The organism is Neoalteromonas facilis, from assembly GCF_002807665.1.
GTDB classification, from domain to species: Bacteria; Pseudomonadota; Gammaproteobacteria; order Enterobacterales; family Alteromonadaceae; genus Alteromonas_E; species Alteromonas_E facilis.
This window is the reverse complement of sequence record NZ_PEAY01000001.1, coordinates 858,655-875,005: the sequence shown is the minus strand read 5'-3', so window position 1 is coordinate 875,005 and position 16,351 is coordinate 858,655. Positions and strand designations below refer to the sequence as shown.

At 46.3% G+C, this 16,351-nt stretch carries 10 protein-coding genes; 6 read left to right on the top strand and 4 right to left on the bottom strand.

From position 1 onward, the window contains the following. Window positions 1-10: 10 nt before the first annotated feature. Window positions 11-1,519: a sodium/proline symporter PutP gene (gene putP / locus CSH93_RS03955; protein ID WP_100641894.1), complete on the bottom strand. Its 1,509-nt coding sequence runs from the start codon at window positions 1,517-1,519 to the stop codon at window positions 11-13. A gap of 397 nt (window positions 1,520-1,916) precedes the next feature. On the opposite strand from putP, the gene CSH93_RS03950 reads away from it, so the two are divergent. From CSH93_RS03950 to CSH93_RS03940, 3 genes are all read left to right on the top strand, one after another. Beyond that, window positions 1,917-2,351, top strand: a complete 435-nt coding sequence (locus CSH93_RS03950; RefSeq protein WP_100641893.1) for a DUF3010 family protein — start codon at window positions 1,917-1,919, stop codon at window positions 2,349-2,351. Between the two features lie 126 nt (window positions 2,352-2,477). Beyond that, on the top strand, window positions 2,478-5,552 hold the full coding sequence (locus CSH93_RS03945; RefSeq protein ID WP_100641892.1) for an efflux RND transporter permease subunit: 3,075 nt from the start codon (window positions 2,478-2,480) through the stop codon (window positions 5,550-5,552). Next, window positions 5,545-6,585 carry an efflux RND transporter periplasmic adaptor subunit gene (locus tag CSH93_RS03940; protein WP_100641891.1) on the top strand — a complete coding sequence of 347 codons (1,041 nt, stop codon included), beginning with the start codon at window positions 5,545-5,547 and terminating at the stop codon, window positions 6,583-6,585. Before CSH93_RS03945 ends, CSH93_RS03940 begins: the two co-directional genes overlap by 8 nt. 73 nt (window positions 6,586-6,658) lie before the next feature. Here CSH93_RS03940 and CSH93_RS03935 read toward each other — a convergent pair whose 3' ends face one another. Further along, window positions 6,659-7,057 carry a DUF3718 domain-containing protein gene (locus tag CSH93_RS03935; RefSeq protein WP_164078286.1) on the bottom strand — a complete coding sequence of 133 codons (399 nt, stop codon included), beginning with the start codon at window positions 7,055-7,057 and terminating at the stop codon, window positions 6,659-6,661. A gap of 202 nt (window positions 7,058-7,259) precedes the next feature. Between CSH93_RS03935 and CSH93_RS03930 the strand changes: the two genes are divergently transcribed. Beyond that, a complete protein-coding gene (locus CSH93_RS03930) occupies window positions 7,260-7,670 on the top strand; it encodes a winged helix-turn-helix domain-containing protein (protein WP_164078285.1) in 411 nt (136 codons plus the stop codon). A 15-nt stretch (window positions 7,671-7,685) separates the two neighbouring features. Here the strand turns inward: CSH93_RS03930 and CSH93_RS03925 are convergent, their stop codons facing one another. Both CSH93_RS03925 and glpK read right to left on the bottom strand, forming a co-directional pair. Next, window positions 7,686-9,308: a response regulator gene (locus CSH93_RS03925; RefSeq protein ID WP_100641888.1), complete on the bottom strand. Its 1,623-nt coding sequence runs from the start codon at window positions 9,306-9,308 to the stop codon at window positions 7,686-7,688. A 58-nt stretch (window positions 9,309-9,366) separates the two neighbouring features. Further along, window positions 9,367-10,863 (bottom strand): glycerol kinase GlpK, encoded by a 1,497-nt coding sequence (gene glpK / locus CSH93_RS03920; RefSeq protein ID WP_100642333.1) that lies wholly within the window; start codon window positions 10,861-10,863, stop codon window positions 9,367-9,369. 273 nt (window positions 10,864-11,136) lie between these two features. Between glpK and CSH93_RS03915 the strand changes: the two genes are divergently transcribed. Then, window positions 11,137-12,780 carry an NAD(P)-binding protein gene (locus tag CSH93_RS03915; protein ID WP_100641887.1) on the top strand — a complete coding sequence of 548 codons (1,644 nt, stop codon included), beginning with the start codon at window positions 11,137-11,139 and terminating at the stop codon, window positions 12,778-12,780. Beyond that, a complete protein-coding gene (nifJ, locus tag CSH93_RS03910; RefSeq protein WP_100641886.1) occupies window positions 12,777-16,346 on the top strand; it encodes a pyruvate:ferredoxin (flavodoxin) oxidoreductase in 3,570 nt (1,189 codons plus the stop codon). Before CSH93_RS03915 ends, nifJ begins: the two co-directional genes overlap by 4 nt. The last annotated feature ends 5 nt before the right edge of the window (window positions 16,347-16,351 follow it).

The following is a 16,351-nucleotide window of genomic DNA, read 5'->3' as shown; positions in this document are numbered from 1 at the left end:
TAACCTCTGCTTAAGAATGTTGAGTCACTAGTTGATGCGTTTTTTCGAATTCTTCCTGTACTTGTTCTGACGGTGATGAATCCAGTGCTGAAACGCCGAAAATTGTAATAAAGCTGACGATAAATCCGGGTACGATTTCGTACACTAGACTACTCAGGGTTTGCCCATCGCCTAGTACGGGCACATAGATCCAAAACAGCACCGTTGCAGCGCCCGTTATGATCCCTGCGATAGCAGCTCTATGGGTTAGATTGGCTTTATATAGACTGCACAGTACCAATGGACCAAACGCTGCACCGAAACCGGCCCACGCGTTGCTCACAATACCCAAAATGGTATTTGACCTGTCAAAGGCGAGTAAGGCAGCCACCAAGGCAACACCTACAACACCAATACGACCAATCAGCACGGACTGATTATCTTCAGTACCTTCTGTCTTTTTACTTGCCGAAAACACGCGATAGAGGTCTTCGGTTAATGAGCTGGCTGATACCAGTAATTGAGACGATATTGTGCTCATGATCGCTGCCAAAATGGCAGCCAACAAAAATCCACTGATGAGTGGGTGAAACAGTATTTCTGAGAAAATGATAAATATCGTTTCTGCATCGTTTACGGCAAGATCGAACTTATTGGCATAGGCAATACCGACGAGTCCTGTGCCTAACGCACCGATGATCGTTACCAGCATCCAGCTCATACCAATATTGCGCGCAGTGGCAATGTCCTTTATCGAACGAATGGCCATAAAGCGCACAATGATGTGTGGTTGACCGAAATAACCTAAACCCCACGCCAAAGCGCTGATCAGCCCTAACCAGGTTAAGTTGGTTAAGCCTTCGCCCATGGTTGGAATTGACGTCGTGGCAAAACTATTCATTTCAGATACGCTGTCAAACGCCTGAAATGCAACCACTGGTACCAATACAAGCGCGATAAACATGATACAGCCCTGTACAAAGTCCGTCATACTGACAGCCAGAAAGCCACCTAGCAGGGTATAACCGACTACAACACCAAGGGTTACCAATAAGCCAATGTGGTAATCAACATTAAATGCCGACTCAAAGAGCTTTCCACCAGCAACGAGTCCCGCACTGGTGTACAAAGTGAAAAACATAACAATGATTACAGCTGATACAATTCTCACGAGTTGTTTGTCACCACCGAATCGATTGGCAAAAAACTCCGGTAAGGTGAGTGAATCTCCAGCTACCTCCGTATATACCCTTAATTTAGGCGCAACAAGATAGTAGTTGGCTAATGCACCAATCAATAATCCAACCGCAATGTAAACAGTCTCAAAACCAACCAGAAACATAGCGCCAGGCAATCCCATTAGCATCCAACCGCTCATATCTGAAGCCCCGGCGGATAACGCCGTTACATGAGGACTGACTTTACGCCCTCCGAGCAAGTAGCCGGAAACGTCGTCTGTTGACGTACGGTAGGCAAAAACACCAATGCACAGCATGGCGATAAAATACAGGCCAATGGATACCCATTGAGACAATTCCATGAATTCCCCACTTAATGTGTTGTTAGAAAAAATACTTAGAGTACGAACTAATTATTGTGCAATAAATTAGCGTTTAAATCAAGCTTGGCATTTTTGATAGTATTTTTAGATTGCTGTGGCGGTGTTATGGATAAGAGAACGTTGTAAATAAGATTAGAATTGAATGTAAATATGCGATTTGGTTAATAGGTAAAGATGAAGTCGACGGTTGTACCGCAGAAGAAGGCTAGCGATCATATGCTGCTCAATTCGCAATGCGCTTTTGTGATGCTGGTACAGGTCATATATTTTATTTGGGACTTAACTTGGGTAGCCCTAACAAAGATGTTGTCAGAAGGTGTCTTTTCAATCGAGGATCAGCGACAATAGCATTACTCTATTAAAGCTGGATATTGCTATGCTAATTTGTGGTGTTGATATTAAAGGAACGGAAGCTGTTATTTGTTTGCTTGAGTACCGTGAAGGTGTATTTTTTATGCCGGATTGTCGTGTACGTAAGCTGGAATTCAGTAAACGTAACAGAACGTTGGATATCCGCTATTTTCAGTCCAGTTTTAAACAGCTAATGGGTGATTACAAAGTGAAACGTGTTGTGATCAAAGAGCGTCCATTAACCGGTAAGTTTTCAGGTGGTGCGTTAGGGTTTAAAATGGAAGCAGCTATCCAATTGATAGATGGGCTTGAGGTTGAAACTGTCCCTGCGCAAACGATTAAAGCGTCGTTAAAACGTCATCCAGTTGCAGTGCCATTTAGCGAAACGGGATTAAAACAGTTCCAAGAAGGAGCGTTTCACACCGCTCATGCTGTGCATATGGGCGGTGCCGAAGATTAACACAGAGGTGTTTTACCCACCTTTACGGAAGTAGTATCTTCAACAATTTAGGGCGGTGGTTGCATCACTGCTTGCAGGTTCAGAATATAAATCTTCTGTTGGTTTACATGATTGGAAAGGATTGCCGTGAAACTTACCAAAGCGAGTCTAGCAAACCCTGTCGCCGTGATCATTGTCACATGCATGATCTTGGCCTTAGGTGTCATTTCGTTATTTCAAATACCCGCACAGCTATTACCCAACATTGAAAAGCCTATCGTAACGGTTATCAGTTCATGGCCTGGCGCATCTCCAGCAGAAATAGAATCAGAATTAACCGTCCCAATCGAAGAAGTGTTGGTGGGTACGCCGGGTATGACCGATATGGTTGCCTGGAGTATGTCTGATTTTGGTTTTATGCAACTTGAGTTTGCCCTTGAAACTGACATGACACGTGCACTTATCGATGTGATCAGTCGGTTGAACCGGCTTCGTCCTTTACCTGCGAATGCACAAAAACCACAAATTATGATGGGTGAGTGGGGCGATGCGAATGACACGTTGATCGATTACTTTATTCAGAACAAAGACGGTATTTCACGTGAGGAAAAGCAGGCTAATAGTAAGTATATTCGCGATTTCGTGCTGCCTGAGTTGCAAGCCCTGTACGGTGTCTCCCGCATAGAATTCGATGATGGTAGCTGGGGCGACGGAGAGCAATTGCAAATCGTCTATGATATTTATCGTGCCGCTGATTTAGGCATCGATATATCACAAATAGCCGCATTAGTTGGGCGTTCACAAGATATGTCGAGTGGCTTCGTTGATATAGGCCGTAAACAATATACCGTGCGCTATGAAGGTCGCTACGACATCGAAGAGTTGTCTTCGCTTATTCTTGAAGAACGTGATGGTGTCGAGATTAAGTTAGGTGATATCGCACGTGTTGAGGTGGGGCCTGGACGGGCCGGTGGTTTTATCTATCAAAACGCAAACCCCGCTTTTCGTCTAGCGGTATCTAAAACCAATGACGCCAACGTACTGGAAGCGCTTGATGGTGTGAAGGCCAAAATGGACGAGTTGAATGCGACCGTTTTCGCTGAACGAAGTATGCATGCGCAATTCTCATTCGACCCCGGTCTTTATATCAAACGTTCAATGGGGCTTTTAACCAGTAATTTAATTGTCGGTATGGTGTTTGCGGTTTTCGTGTTGTGGTTGTTTTTACGGCAGTGGCGAGCAACATTACTTATTGCAACGGCGATACCTGTCTCGTTGTTGGCGACGTTTGTCGTGCTTAACCTAGCCGGGCGTTCGTTGAACGTTATTTCACTTGCAGGGTTGGCGTTCGCCACCGGGATGGTATTGGACGCGGCAATCGTTGTATTGGAAAACATTGTGCGTTTGAGAGAGAAAGGCGAACCATTGGCGGAGGCTTCGGATAAAGGTCCAACTCAGGTTTGGGGCGCATTGCTAGCCTCTACAGCCACTACTGTCGCCATTTTTATCCCGATCATGTTTTTAGAAGATGCAGAAGGGCAGATGTTTGCTGACTTAGCACTCACCATTGCTATCGGTATAACGGTGTCATTGATTGTCGCAATTACCTTGTTGCCAACTGGAGCAAAGTTCCTGTTGCGCAGTGCGCCCGTTGCCAAACAGGGAAATGATGCTTATTGGCAAAAAATTGTATCGATTTTGATGTCGCTGAGTAACACCACAGCTAAACGTTGGGGGTGGGTAGGCACACTGATCATTATTCCACTGGCGTGCATGATCCTGTTGTGGCCGACCAGTAACTATTTGCCACCAGTGAAACGAGATACGGTCGATAGCTTTCTGTTTTTTCCTCCGGGGACAAATGTTGCGACGGCTGATAGAGAAATAGCGCAATTGATTGCACAGCGGCTTGAGCCACACTTAAAGGGGGAAAAAAGCCCTTATGTCAGTGACTATTTCTTCTGGTCTTTCCCCGGTGGTTCGGGTGGGTGGCTTGCCTTAAATGGTGAGGAAGGCACCGACTTAGATGAACTTCAACAAACCATTCAAACGGACATTATCAGCGGGATTCCCGATATGTTCGGGTTTTCAATGCGACGCAGCTTGTTTGGCGGTTTTAGCGACAGCAACAGTGTCCGTATTGAAATGACCAGTACCGACTTAGAGGCAGCAAAAGCGGCTGCGATGATGGGGATGGGGTTGGTTATGCAGTCGATTCCTGGTGCGACTGCAAACCCAGAGCCGGATCCTTTTTCTGAAACCACAGAGTTGCGTTTTATGCCGAATGACAGCCGCCTTAAAGAGGTTGGCTGGACACGAGACAACCTTTCGGCAGTCATCGCTCAGTTAGGGCAGGGGCTTTGGCTCGGTGAATATTTTGATGGCCAAGAACGTTTGGATATTTATTTGAAAACGGAGCGATTTGCCTCTCCTGAAGCACTTGCGGAACTACCGGTAACTACGCCCAAAGGTGGGGTTATCCCATTGTCAGAACTGGTAACAATCGATACGGTATTGTCGCCAAGTGCAATTGTCAGGATGGAACGCAAGCGCGGGTACAGTTTGGTGGTGAATCCGCCTGCGGATATGTCGTTGGAAGCGTTAATTGATGCACTGAAAACGCGCGTTCAACCACAGTTGCTTGCACAGTTGCCCAGTGACGCCAAGATCCAATACACCGGCAGTGCAGAAGATTTAGCCAGAGCGATGTCCTCGCTGAGCCTCAACTTCGTGCTCGCATTTTTATTGTTATTGTTGATTATGACCGGGTTGTTTAAATCACTCACAGCGGCAATACAAGTATGTATTGCGCTCCCTCTCGCCGGTGTGGGCGGTGTTTTGGCGATACAATTGCTAAACGTATTCAAACCTCAGCCACTCGATCTATTGGGGATGATAGGTTTTATCATATTGCTGGGACTGGTCGTGAACAATGCTATTTTGTTGGTATCGCAAACACGGGATGGATTGAAGCAAGGGTTAAGTATAGAAGCGGCAGTTGAACAAGCACTGTCGATTCGATTACGCCCCATATTTATGAGTACACTAACGAGTTTGTTTGGCATGTTGCCACTCCTCTTAATTTCCGGCGATGGCAGTGAAATATATCGCGGTATGGCTGCTGCAATCGTTGGAGGGATGAGCGTGTCTACATTGTTCACCTTGGTTCTTTTACCTTGCCTATTGCAACTCTCGTTTAAACAGGGAAAGACACATGCATAAAATGTTTAAGGTCACTCGTTTTGCATTACTCACATGGTTTGTGAGTACAAGCGCTGGATATGCTCAAAATATGCCGCCGCCAAAAGTTGAAATCATTACCGCAGAGCAAAAGGTATTAGCGCCTAGCATGCAGTTAAAGGGCAATGTGTTGGCGCTACAAGATGCGGTAATTTCCGCTGAAGTTGAAGGTAAGTTAAACGGTATTGCACATGTAGGCTCTCAACTATTACAGGGTCAGCAAATTGCTCAGTTGGATAAATCTCGTTTGGTATGGACGCTCTCACGCGACAATGCTCAGCTTGAGGCGTTGCGATCTGATCTTGCTTTCCGCAAGACCGAAGTAGAAAGATTTGAGCGCCTCGCGAGTCAGGACAATGCCGCGAAAAACCAATTGCAACGTGAGCGTGCGGCCATGTTCCGCTTGGAGCAAGAGATTATAGCGGCCAACGCGCTGGTACTGAGTGCTGAAAAGGCTGTCAATGACGCGGTAATATCGGCACCCTTCGATGGCGTTATTGCTGAACGTTTCGCGCATTTAGGTGAATATATTCGTGTAGGCGATCCACTTGTTCGTTTCGTTAATCCATCACTAAAGGATTTATCTATTCCGGTGCCGATCAAATTACTCGAGCTATTAAAGCCGGGTATGAATATTCAGGTCATGCATGAAGACCACAGCCATGAATTTGCGATTCGGCAGGTTGTTCCTATCGGTGATCCGGCTTCTCGCATGGTGGAAATGCGTTTAAATGTAAGCGATAGCCACCTCACTATAGGTGACTCAGTCACCGCTCAAGTGCCCCTAGAGCTCGAACAATCCGTTGTTGTGGTACCAAGGGATGCGGTTGTCATTCGAGGCAATCAACGTTTTGTATACAAAGTTAATGGTGACAACGTTGCAGAACAAGTACAGGCCGACATTCGTTTTGCGGATGGCCCTTGGGTGGTATTGCAATCGGGTGTAGAGGCGGGGGATAAAATCATTATTCGCGGCGCCGAACGTTTGCAGCCGAATACTGAAGTAGTGTTTTAACCACTCTAAATCCGCGGGTAACGGCAGAAGGTAGCGCATCCCATAGGATAGCACTCCTTCTGCCGAGAAAGACTTATTTACCGATAGCGAAACTAACTTGTATGTCGCTGGGCAATGTTTTACTGATTTCGATATCTCTAATTTCAATGACTTGTCGAGCTGGCGTATAGCGTTGGAATGCCTTCATGGTGTCTGTTGCACCATATTGGCGGGCAAAGTTTGCCACTTGAACACCATTACATAAGAGTCCTTCAGCTAACACTCTATAAGTAGGGCCGGTCACTCGATGTCCGGGCGATATTTGTTGAATCGTTTGGTGTAACCCTAAGCGGTTATTCTCTGCAGCATGCTGGCATACTGATTTAAGGTTATTTTCTAATTCAACAGGATAATTGTTGGCCAGGGTATTGTTGCAAACGGCTGATAGCGACAACACCATTAAGCCTGTAGATAGTGCTCTTACTTTGTTCATTATTTTTTCCTTTGGCATTAATATTTGACGGTGTTCGCTGGCATTACTGCTGCGCAGACTCTTAAATATTATGTCCAGGTGCTTTCATTCACCCTGATATTTACATGAAAAATTCATGATAAATTTAATTGTTTTTTATTCAGTATCTTAACCCCTACTTGTTCATTTAATTGTCATGTGCACCGATGAGCAAGGTCGACTTATGCTAAAATTACTGGTGAATTTGTCGGGGATGTTTATGAATATGAACACGAGCTCCCTGCAGTATGATCAATCGACCCGAACTGTCAGCAATGATCAGGGGATTACAAAAATTTTGTCACCTCAATGTGCGACTTTGCTTGAAATCCTACTTCAGGCCAGTCCAGATATCGTGACCAGAGAACAGATGAAACAAAGCATCTGGGGTCATGATGTTGTAAGTGAAGATGTGATCAATCATTTAGTTTGCCGCCTACGTAGAGAACTTAGCGCCGTAGTTAGTAAGCAGTCTATTCGTATCGAAACCATTCCTAAAGCTGGTTACCGAATAATAATAAAGGATGAGAGCCCACACGACATGACGTATTGGCTTCACCGCTGCAGTGAATGGTTTAAACATTTAGCGGAATAACAAGATTGCTAATCGTTACACAACGTCTTTAAGGTAACTCTTAACGTTGTGATAGCGCTGCTCTTGTTCTGGCGTAAGTGATCCATTCTCAATCGCTTTTATGCAGTGGCGAACCAAGGCCGGTGTATTGTCTGCTACGCCTTTTTCGCGGATCTCGACTGCTGTAGCTTGTAATAGGTTAAGTGCAATTGATGGGTTCTTGGGCATAATAGTAAATGCTTGGCGGAAGACTTGAAGAGCCTCTTCTAAGTCACCTCGTTGATAATGGCTAACCGCTGCATTGTTCAGCTCTTTTGGACTGTGCTGGATAAGGGTTTTTTCTTGCTTTTCTTGTGAGATGTAGTGCATGAATAATTCACCCTGTTCTGGATCATGCTTGCAGCGTCGCTCGATCACATCCAACATATTTAACGCATGCTCTACCAGGCCTACCTCATGAAATGCTTTTGCCTTGTCTAACAATCCTTCCATGGGTTCAGCTTCCCATGCTTCGTTACTTAATTGCCCTAGCAACGACTTGGCGTTGTCAGTTTCATCCTGCAAATAAAGCAACCTGGCATCAATAACCTTAACTTGCTCGTCGACATCCGCTTTTGGAAAGTGCGATTTAAGTTGTTTTAAGTAGTCGTTGGTTTGCTTAATTAATTTGTTGGTTTGAGACGGATCCGCCGTCATCGCAAAATCAATACCAGCGCGGGCTGCTGCGAGATAGTTCTCCGGCTTATCATGAATTGAATGCTTAGCGAATTTGACAATCCGTTTGGCGGCCTCAAACTGCGCCTCGTAGTCATGGGTGATGCGAGACAACTCCATCGCAGTTTTGTGGCGACGAATATTGCGCGGTGACAACTCTGTGGCAACTTCAACACTTTCCAGTGCGTCTTCAAATTCTTGCTGTTTGATTTGCAGTGCCGTTAGAAGATCATATGCTGCTAATTTGCAATCTGGTTTGAACGCGAGTTCGAGTATACGTTTTTCTGCTTCATCATCATGATCCGTTTTGATCAGTGCGCGAACGATACCAAGCTGAGCCCAAGCAAAGGCCTGAACATTTAAAATGGCCTGATAGAACTCGATAGCCTGTTGATAAAACCCACACTGTTCGAGCAGCTCACCTTTAGTTTTTAAGGCCAACGGAAAAAACTCGGAGTTCTTCGGTTCACCGAGAAAACTTTCCAGCGTCGCGAGTGCTTTCTCTGGTTGTTGCTTTTCCATCAACTGGTAAATGGGCTTTAAAGCTTGTTTGCGATTCAACACACGTGTTAAGCGTTTGTCCAATTCACGCACAGTAAATGGCTTGGCAAGGAAGTCATCCGGTTGTAGCTCTACAATGCTATGGACAATATCAGGTGTCGTATCTGCGCTGATAAAAACAAAAGCGGTACTGGGTGCGATATCACCGTCTTGCTTGAGCTGATCGTAGAGATAATAACCGTCTTGTTCATTTTTCAAATCATATGAACAAATAATGAGGTCAAAGTATTCACGACGAATTGTAGACAAAGCTTGATTAACTTTATCTATATACTCGATATTCTGAAAGCCCAACTCTTCCAACGAATACTTCATGTATCCCTTCGCAAGCACTTGATCGTCAATGATCAGTACTCTGGATTGTCGTGCGAGTTTTAGGTTCATATCAGGCTTAACTACTCTGTCATCTTTATATTATCGTTCATTGGCGCAGAATTTTGAGCTATTTCCCCGATTGTTGGGCAAATAGTCGCGTTGCATCAACGGCTGAATGCCAGCGTTTTAAACTACGTTGCCTATCGGAATCGGCCAAATTAGCCGAGAATGTTTTATCGACAGGGTTTTGTTCACTTAACGCGTCTACATCTTTATACAAGCCTGCCGCTAATCCAGCAAGGTACGCAGCGCCCAGCGCGGTTGTTTCCATAACCTGTGGACGTACAACATCTACGTCCAATATATTGGCGAGGTGTTGACACACCCAGTCGTTCTCAACCATACCACCGTCCACCCGTACCGCTTGAGTGGTAATACCGTCTTGCTGCATTGCAGACAGTAGATCATGGGTTTGAAAGCATACAGACTCCAGTGCTGCGCGCGCTAAGTGAGCTTCAGTTGTACCGCGGGTTAGACCAAACACACTGCCTCTTGCATAGGGATCCCAATGCGGTGCACCCAAGCCTGCAAAGGCAGGGACTAATACTACACCGTGACTGTTGTCTACTGTTTCTGCCAGAGCTTTAGTTTGCTTGGCGTTTTCAATGACCTTTATGCCATCCCTCAACCATTGCACCGCTGCGCCTGCGATGAATATTGAGCCTTCTAGTGCGTAGGCTGTTTTGTTGTTAATGCTGTAAGCCACTGTGCTTAACAGCTGATGTTGAGAGAATAGCGGTTGTTCTCCAGTATTCACCAGTGCAAAGCAGCCAGTGCCATAGGTACTTTTAAGGCTTCCCGGGCTAAAGCAGCATTGACCAATCAGCGCCGCTTGTTGGTCTCCCGCGACTCCTGTTATCGGATACTGTTGTGCGAAAAGTCCTTCAGCAGTAACGCCAAAATCATCTGCACTTTGTTTTATGCTGGGTAAGAGTTCAGCTGGTACATCGAACAAGTTGAGTAAATGCTCGTCCCATTCTAATGAACGTAAATTCATTAAATTGGTGCGACTCGCGTTAGTGGTATCTGTGGCGTGCACTTCACCATTGGTTAGTCGCCAGATCAAGAAAGTATCGATAGTGCCGAAGGCGAGTTCACCAGCCAGTGCACGTGATCTGGCACCGTCAACATTATCTAAAACCCAGGCAATTTTGGTTGCGGAGAAATAGGGGTCTAGTCGCAATCCGGTGTGTTGATGAATGTCATCATCTTCTTTCATCAACGTTTCGCATAGCTCTGCCGTGCGTCTGTCTTGCCATACGATAGCGTTATATATTGGCGCCCCTGTTTTTCTGTCCCACACCACTGTGGTTTCACGTTGATTGGTGATGCCAATGGCGCCGATTTTATAGCCTTTCGCTTCCGCTTCATTAATCGCTTTTTGGCATACGGCTAGTGTACTTGACCAAATTTCCTCAGGATCGTGTTCCACCCATCCTTCATGTGGATAGAATTGAGTAAATTCTTGTTGCGCACTGCTGATCATCTGTGCGTCTAATGAAAATACGATAGCCCTACTGGACGTAGTTCCTTGATCAATGGCTAACAGGGCAGGAGTCGTCATATCTACTCTCTTATTATGGCTGTGCAACGCCAAATGTTCTTTTATGCGTCGCATCTGTGTTTGCCCCAATGTAAGTCATCAAACGTAAACTCTCAACTGCCAGCTTGCAATTGCGGCCTCATTTCACGCTGCTGTTTTAGTCTAAGTTTGATTCACCTCAATTTGCGGGAATCCGATCTCGCTATTATTGTTTTAATGCGCAGGGGTTTTGTCGATTGCATAAAGCCAAGAAAGGCAAAGCGCATTTATGGACAACTTTTTAGGCGGTGACTGATGAAGCTTTCTGATTTAACGCGACCACCACAGCAAGAACATATGCACGGCACTGGGCCAATTACTCGCTATCGGCCACATTACCAAAACCTAATGCCGCCGTGTAATCAAGCGTGTCCCGCAGGAGAGAATATTCAAGGCTGGATTGCACTAGTCGAGGCCGGTGAATGGCAAGCCGCTTGGCGGCTGTTAACACGGATGAATCCAATGCCTGCAATACATGGGCGTGTGTGCTACCACCCGTGTGAGACAGGGTGTAATCGTGCAAATGTCGACAGCCCAGTAAAAATTCACGCAACGGAACGCTATCTGGGCGATTTGGCTATCGAGCGAGGTTGGCAGTTTGAACCGCCAAGTGGATCAACCGGTAAACGAATTTTAGTTATTGGCTCAGGGCCAGCGGGATTGTCTGCGGCTTACCATCTGCGCCTTCATGGGCATGATGTTGAGTTATATGAATCCAGTGAAAAGCTAGGAGGCATGATGCGCTATGGTATCCCGGCTTATCGGTTACCGCGTGATGTGTTGGACGCAGAGATTGCGCGCATTGAAGCTTTGGGTGTTCAGTTTCATTGTAATAAGCGCATAGAAGATATCAGCACAGCAAAGCAAAATGGCAACTTTGATGCTGTTTTCCTTGCGACCGGAGCACCGCTTGCGAAGCAGGTGGATATACCCGTACGAGATGCGGCAAAAGTGTTCAATGCGGTTAGCTATCTGCACCAAGTAGAGCAGCATCAAGCACCGTTGCTGGGTCGAAAGGTCGCTGTGTACGGTGGTGGAAATACAGCAATGGATGCTGCCAGAACCGCTAAGCGCCTTGGCGCTGATGAAACAGTGATAATTTATCGTCGTGATAGAGCACATATGCCCGCACATGAATTTGAAGCGCAAGAAGCGCTGGACGAAGGTATCGCAATCAACTGGCTATCAAGTATTGCTGATATTGAAGAGGATGAGCTTACCCTTGAAATAATGGACATTGATGCGCAAGGGCAGGTGCAGCCCACCGGTAAATTTGAAAAACTACAAGCGGATAGCGTCATTATGGCATTAGGGCAGCAAGTCGAAACGCCATTGCTGACGCGTATACCCAATCTAAATATTGAGCAAGGCTGTGTCACTGTTGATGATGCGTTTAAGGTAAATGCAGACGGTGTTTTTGCCGGCGGGGATCTGACTCCCGGTACACGTTCAGTAACGGTAGCTACTGGGCAGGGGCGCAAGGCTGCGCAACATATACACGCATGGTTAAGTGGCGAAATATGGCGAGCACCAGAAAAGCCACCAACAGCCAATTATCAGGATTTGCATCTGTGGTATCACACGGATGCAAATAGCGGAGTACAAACTGAGTTAGCGCCAGACGCGCGAGTAGATAGTTTTGACGAAATAGTGCAAGGATTTAGCCAAGAGCAAGCAACGTTTGAGGCGAGTCGCTGTTACTCTTGCGGCAATTGTTATGAATGTGATGGTTGCTTTGGCGCTTGCCCTGAGCAAGCCATATCAATTTTGGGCAAAGGCAAGGGGTATCAAATCAATTACGAACAGTGCACAGGCTGCGGTGCTTGCGCTCTGCAGTGCCCAACACACGCTATCTCATTGCGTCCAGTGGATGAAGCTGACAAGGAGGGCAACGCATGAAGCATCAGCCAATTATGAAAGTAATGGACGGCAATGAAGCAGCTGCAGATGTGGCGTTTAGATTGTCTGAAGTGTGCGCTATTTACCCTATTACGCCATCATCAACTATGGCTGAACTGGCCGACCAATGGAAGAATGAAGGGCGCACAAATCTTTGGCAAGACTCGCCAACGATAATGGAAATGCAGAGCGAAGGTGGTGCTGCCGGTGCCGTGCATGGCGCGTTGCAATCGGGCAGTCTGTCAACAACCTTTACTGCCTCGCAAGGCTTAATGCTGATGATCCCCAATATGCACAAAATTGCCGGGGAATTAACACCAACCGTATTTCATGTAGCGGCTCGTTCTTTGGCTTCTCATGCGTTGTCTATTTTTGGTGATCACCAAGACGTTATGGCGGTACGTAATACTGGCTTTGCCCAGTTAGTCGCAAACTCTGTGCAAGAAGCGCACGACATGGCAGCCATCGCACATGCATCAACGCTGCAATCCCGCGTGCCTTTTGTTCATTTTTTTGATGGCTTTCGGACCTCACATGAGGTCAACAAAATTGCATGGATTGACGATGAGACGCTGGGTGAATTGATCGACGATGAGTGGATAAGGCAGCATCGAACAAGAGCGCTGCGGCCTGAAAACCCAATTGTACGCGGTACAGCACAAAATCCAGACGTGTATTTTCAAGGGCGAGAAGCGGCTAACCGTTATTATCAGCAGGCATTGTCGATTGTCCAAGGTCGCATGGATAAACTCTATTCATTGACTGGGCGTGAATATAAGTTGGTGGAATACCACGGTGTAGAAGATGCCGAACGTGTGATCATATTAATGGGATCAGCGGTTCAAACAGTCAAACAAACAGTCGATTATCTTAACGTCTCGGGAGATAAAGTGGCTGTTATCGCCATTCGTTTGTATCGTCCTTTCCCGACAGATGCGCTGCTTGAAGCGTTACCTCAAAGTGTTCGAAGCATTGCAGTGTTAGACCGAACTAAAGAGCCCGGCGCACTCGCAGAGCCTTTATATTTAGATGTGGTATCGGCAATTATGGAGGGCAAGCAAGCCGGAAAACGAAGTGCACTGCCTGAAATCGTTGGTGGGCGTTACGGCCTTTCGAGCAAAGAGTTTAATCCGACGATGGTAGCCAGCATATTGTCTGAATTGCGTAAGCCTGCCCCCAAAAATCATTTTACGGTGGGGATTGTTGATGATGTCACTCAAAGCCATATCGACCTTGTGCCCACCGTTCACATTGACGATAAGCAAATCAAACAGGCGGTTTTCTATGGTTTAGGCGCGGATGGCACGGTTGGAGCGAACAAAAACAGTATCAAAATTATCTGCGCGGAATCGCAATTGTTCGCGCAAGGCTATTTTGTGTATGACTCGAAAAAGTCGGGTTCGCAAACTGTGTCACACCTGCGATATGGTCATCACGCAATTGATGCGCCTTATTTGATTGAACAAGCCAGTTTTGTTGCTATTCATCAATTCAATTTTGTGCACCAGCTGAATATTCTCGATAGAGCGGCATTCGGTGCCACATTATTAATTAACGCTCCCTATTCACCTGATCACGTTTGGTCTTCACTACCGCGCCATTTGCAGCAAGGGATTATTGATAAGCAACTTCAATTATATGCAATTGATGCGTATGCAATTGCTTCAGATGCCGATATGGGGCGACGTATTAATACGATCATGCAAACCTGCTTTTTCTACCTATCAGACATCCTCCCACATGAGGAGGCAATTGCATTGATAAAATACGCTATTGCAAAAACTTACAGTAAAAAAGGGCAACAAATCGTTGAACAAAATTACACTGCGGTTGAGCAGGCGCTTTCTGGGCTACATAAAATAACAATTGGAGATATTGAAGGGGCTCGGGAGAGTACAAAAGATACCGCCAAGATGTCTGATTTTGTTAAAAGCGTGACAATGGAAATTATTAAGGGGCAGGGGGATCTGATCCCCGTCAGTCAGATACCTGTTGATGGAACCTACCCCAGTGGAACCAGCCAGTTTGAAAAGCGCAGGATCGCACAGCAAGTACCCGCTTGGGAATCGAGCGCATGTATACAATGCGGTAATTGTGTAGCCGTTTGCCCTCACGCAGCAATACGCGCGAAATTTTATCATCAAGAACGACTTAATGGTGCGCCAGATACCTTTCAGTCTATCGCCACAACGGCAAAAGGTTTTCCGGAAACTCAGTATACGTTGCAAGTTTATGCAGAAGACTGCACTGGTTGTGAGTTGTGTGTCGATGCGTGCCCTGTTCGGCAAGAGGGAGCCGCGGAGAAACGTGCAATTAATATGGTGCCATTAAGCGATGTTGTTGAACATGAAGTTGAGAACCTTAAGTTCTTTGACACAATTGATTATCCCGATCGTAGTAAAGTCGATTTTGCCACGGTGCGTGGGGTGCAATTTTTACAACCTCTGTTTGAGTTTTCTGGTGCTTGTGCGGGGTGTGGCGAAACACCGTATTTGAAAATGATGTCGCAGCTGTTCGGTGATCGCATGCTGGTGGCAAATGCGACAGGTTGTTCGTCTATTTACGGCGGGAATTTACCCACGACTCCTTGGAGTAAGAACGCAGAAGGGAATGGTCCTGCATGGTCTAATTCATTGTTTGAAGACAATGCTGAGTTTGGCTTAGGTTTCCGACTAACCGCAGATCATCACACTGAGCAGGCCTTGAAGTTGTTAGCGCAATTATCTCCACAGTTAGATGCAACACTCGTCGAGCAAATTACTTATGCGCCGCAACAGTCTGAAAGTCAGATCAGGGCACAACGTCAACGCCTTTCTGAGCTATTAGAGGACGTTGCAAAAATTGATAGCAATACAGCCCGTCACTTTGAATCGATTGCGGATCATCTGGTGCGCCGCAGTGTGTGGATTGTTGGCGGCGATGGCTGGGCGTATGACATTGGGTATGGCGGTTTAGATCACGTCATGGCCAGCGGTAAGAATGTGAATATCTTGGTCATGGATACTGAAGTGTATTCAAACACGGGGGGGCAGATGTCTAAGGCTACGCCATTAGGTGCTTCTGCAAAGTTTTCAGTGGGCGGTAAAACGGTCGGCAAAAAGGATCTTGCCATGCAGGCTATTGCTTATGGCAATGTGTATGTTGCGCGGGTGGCAATCGGCGCGAATCCACAACAAACGCTACAAGCCTTCCGTGAGGCTGAAAGTTACCCAGGGCCGTCGATTATATTAGCCTACAGTCATTGTATTGCGCATGGCATCAATATGAATGAAGGGCTGCAACAGCAACATTTGGCGGCGACATCAGGACATTGGCCATTGCTGCGTTACAATCCGTTGTTACGCCAACAGGGGCAAAACCCCTTTGAACTAGATTCATTGAGACCGAGCCGCAGTTTGAAAGAGTACCGGCAGAATGAAGGGCGCTACCAACAATTGATGCGCAGCGACCCAGAGCATGCTGAACATTTATTGGATCTAGCCATTCATGCGTTAGAGTTACGCTGGCAAACCTATGAAGAATTGGCGAGTCGAGATGCACAAGGTTTTGTTGCGCTAGTTGAGTAAAAGCA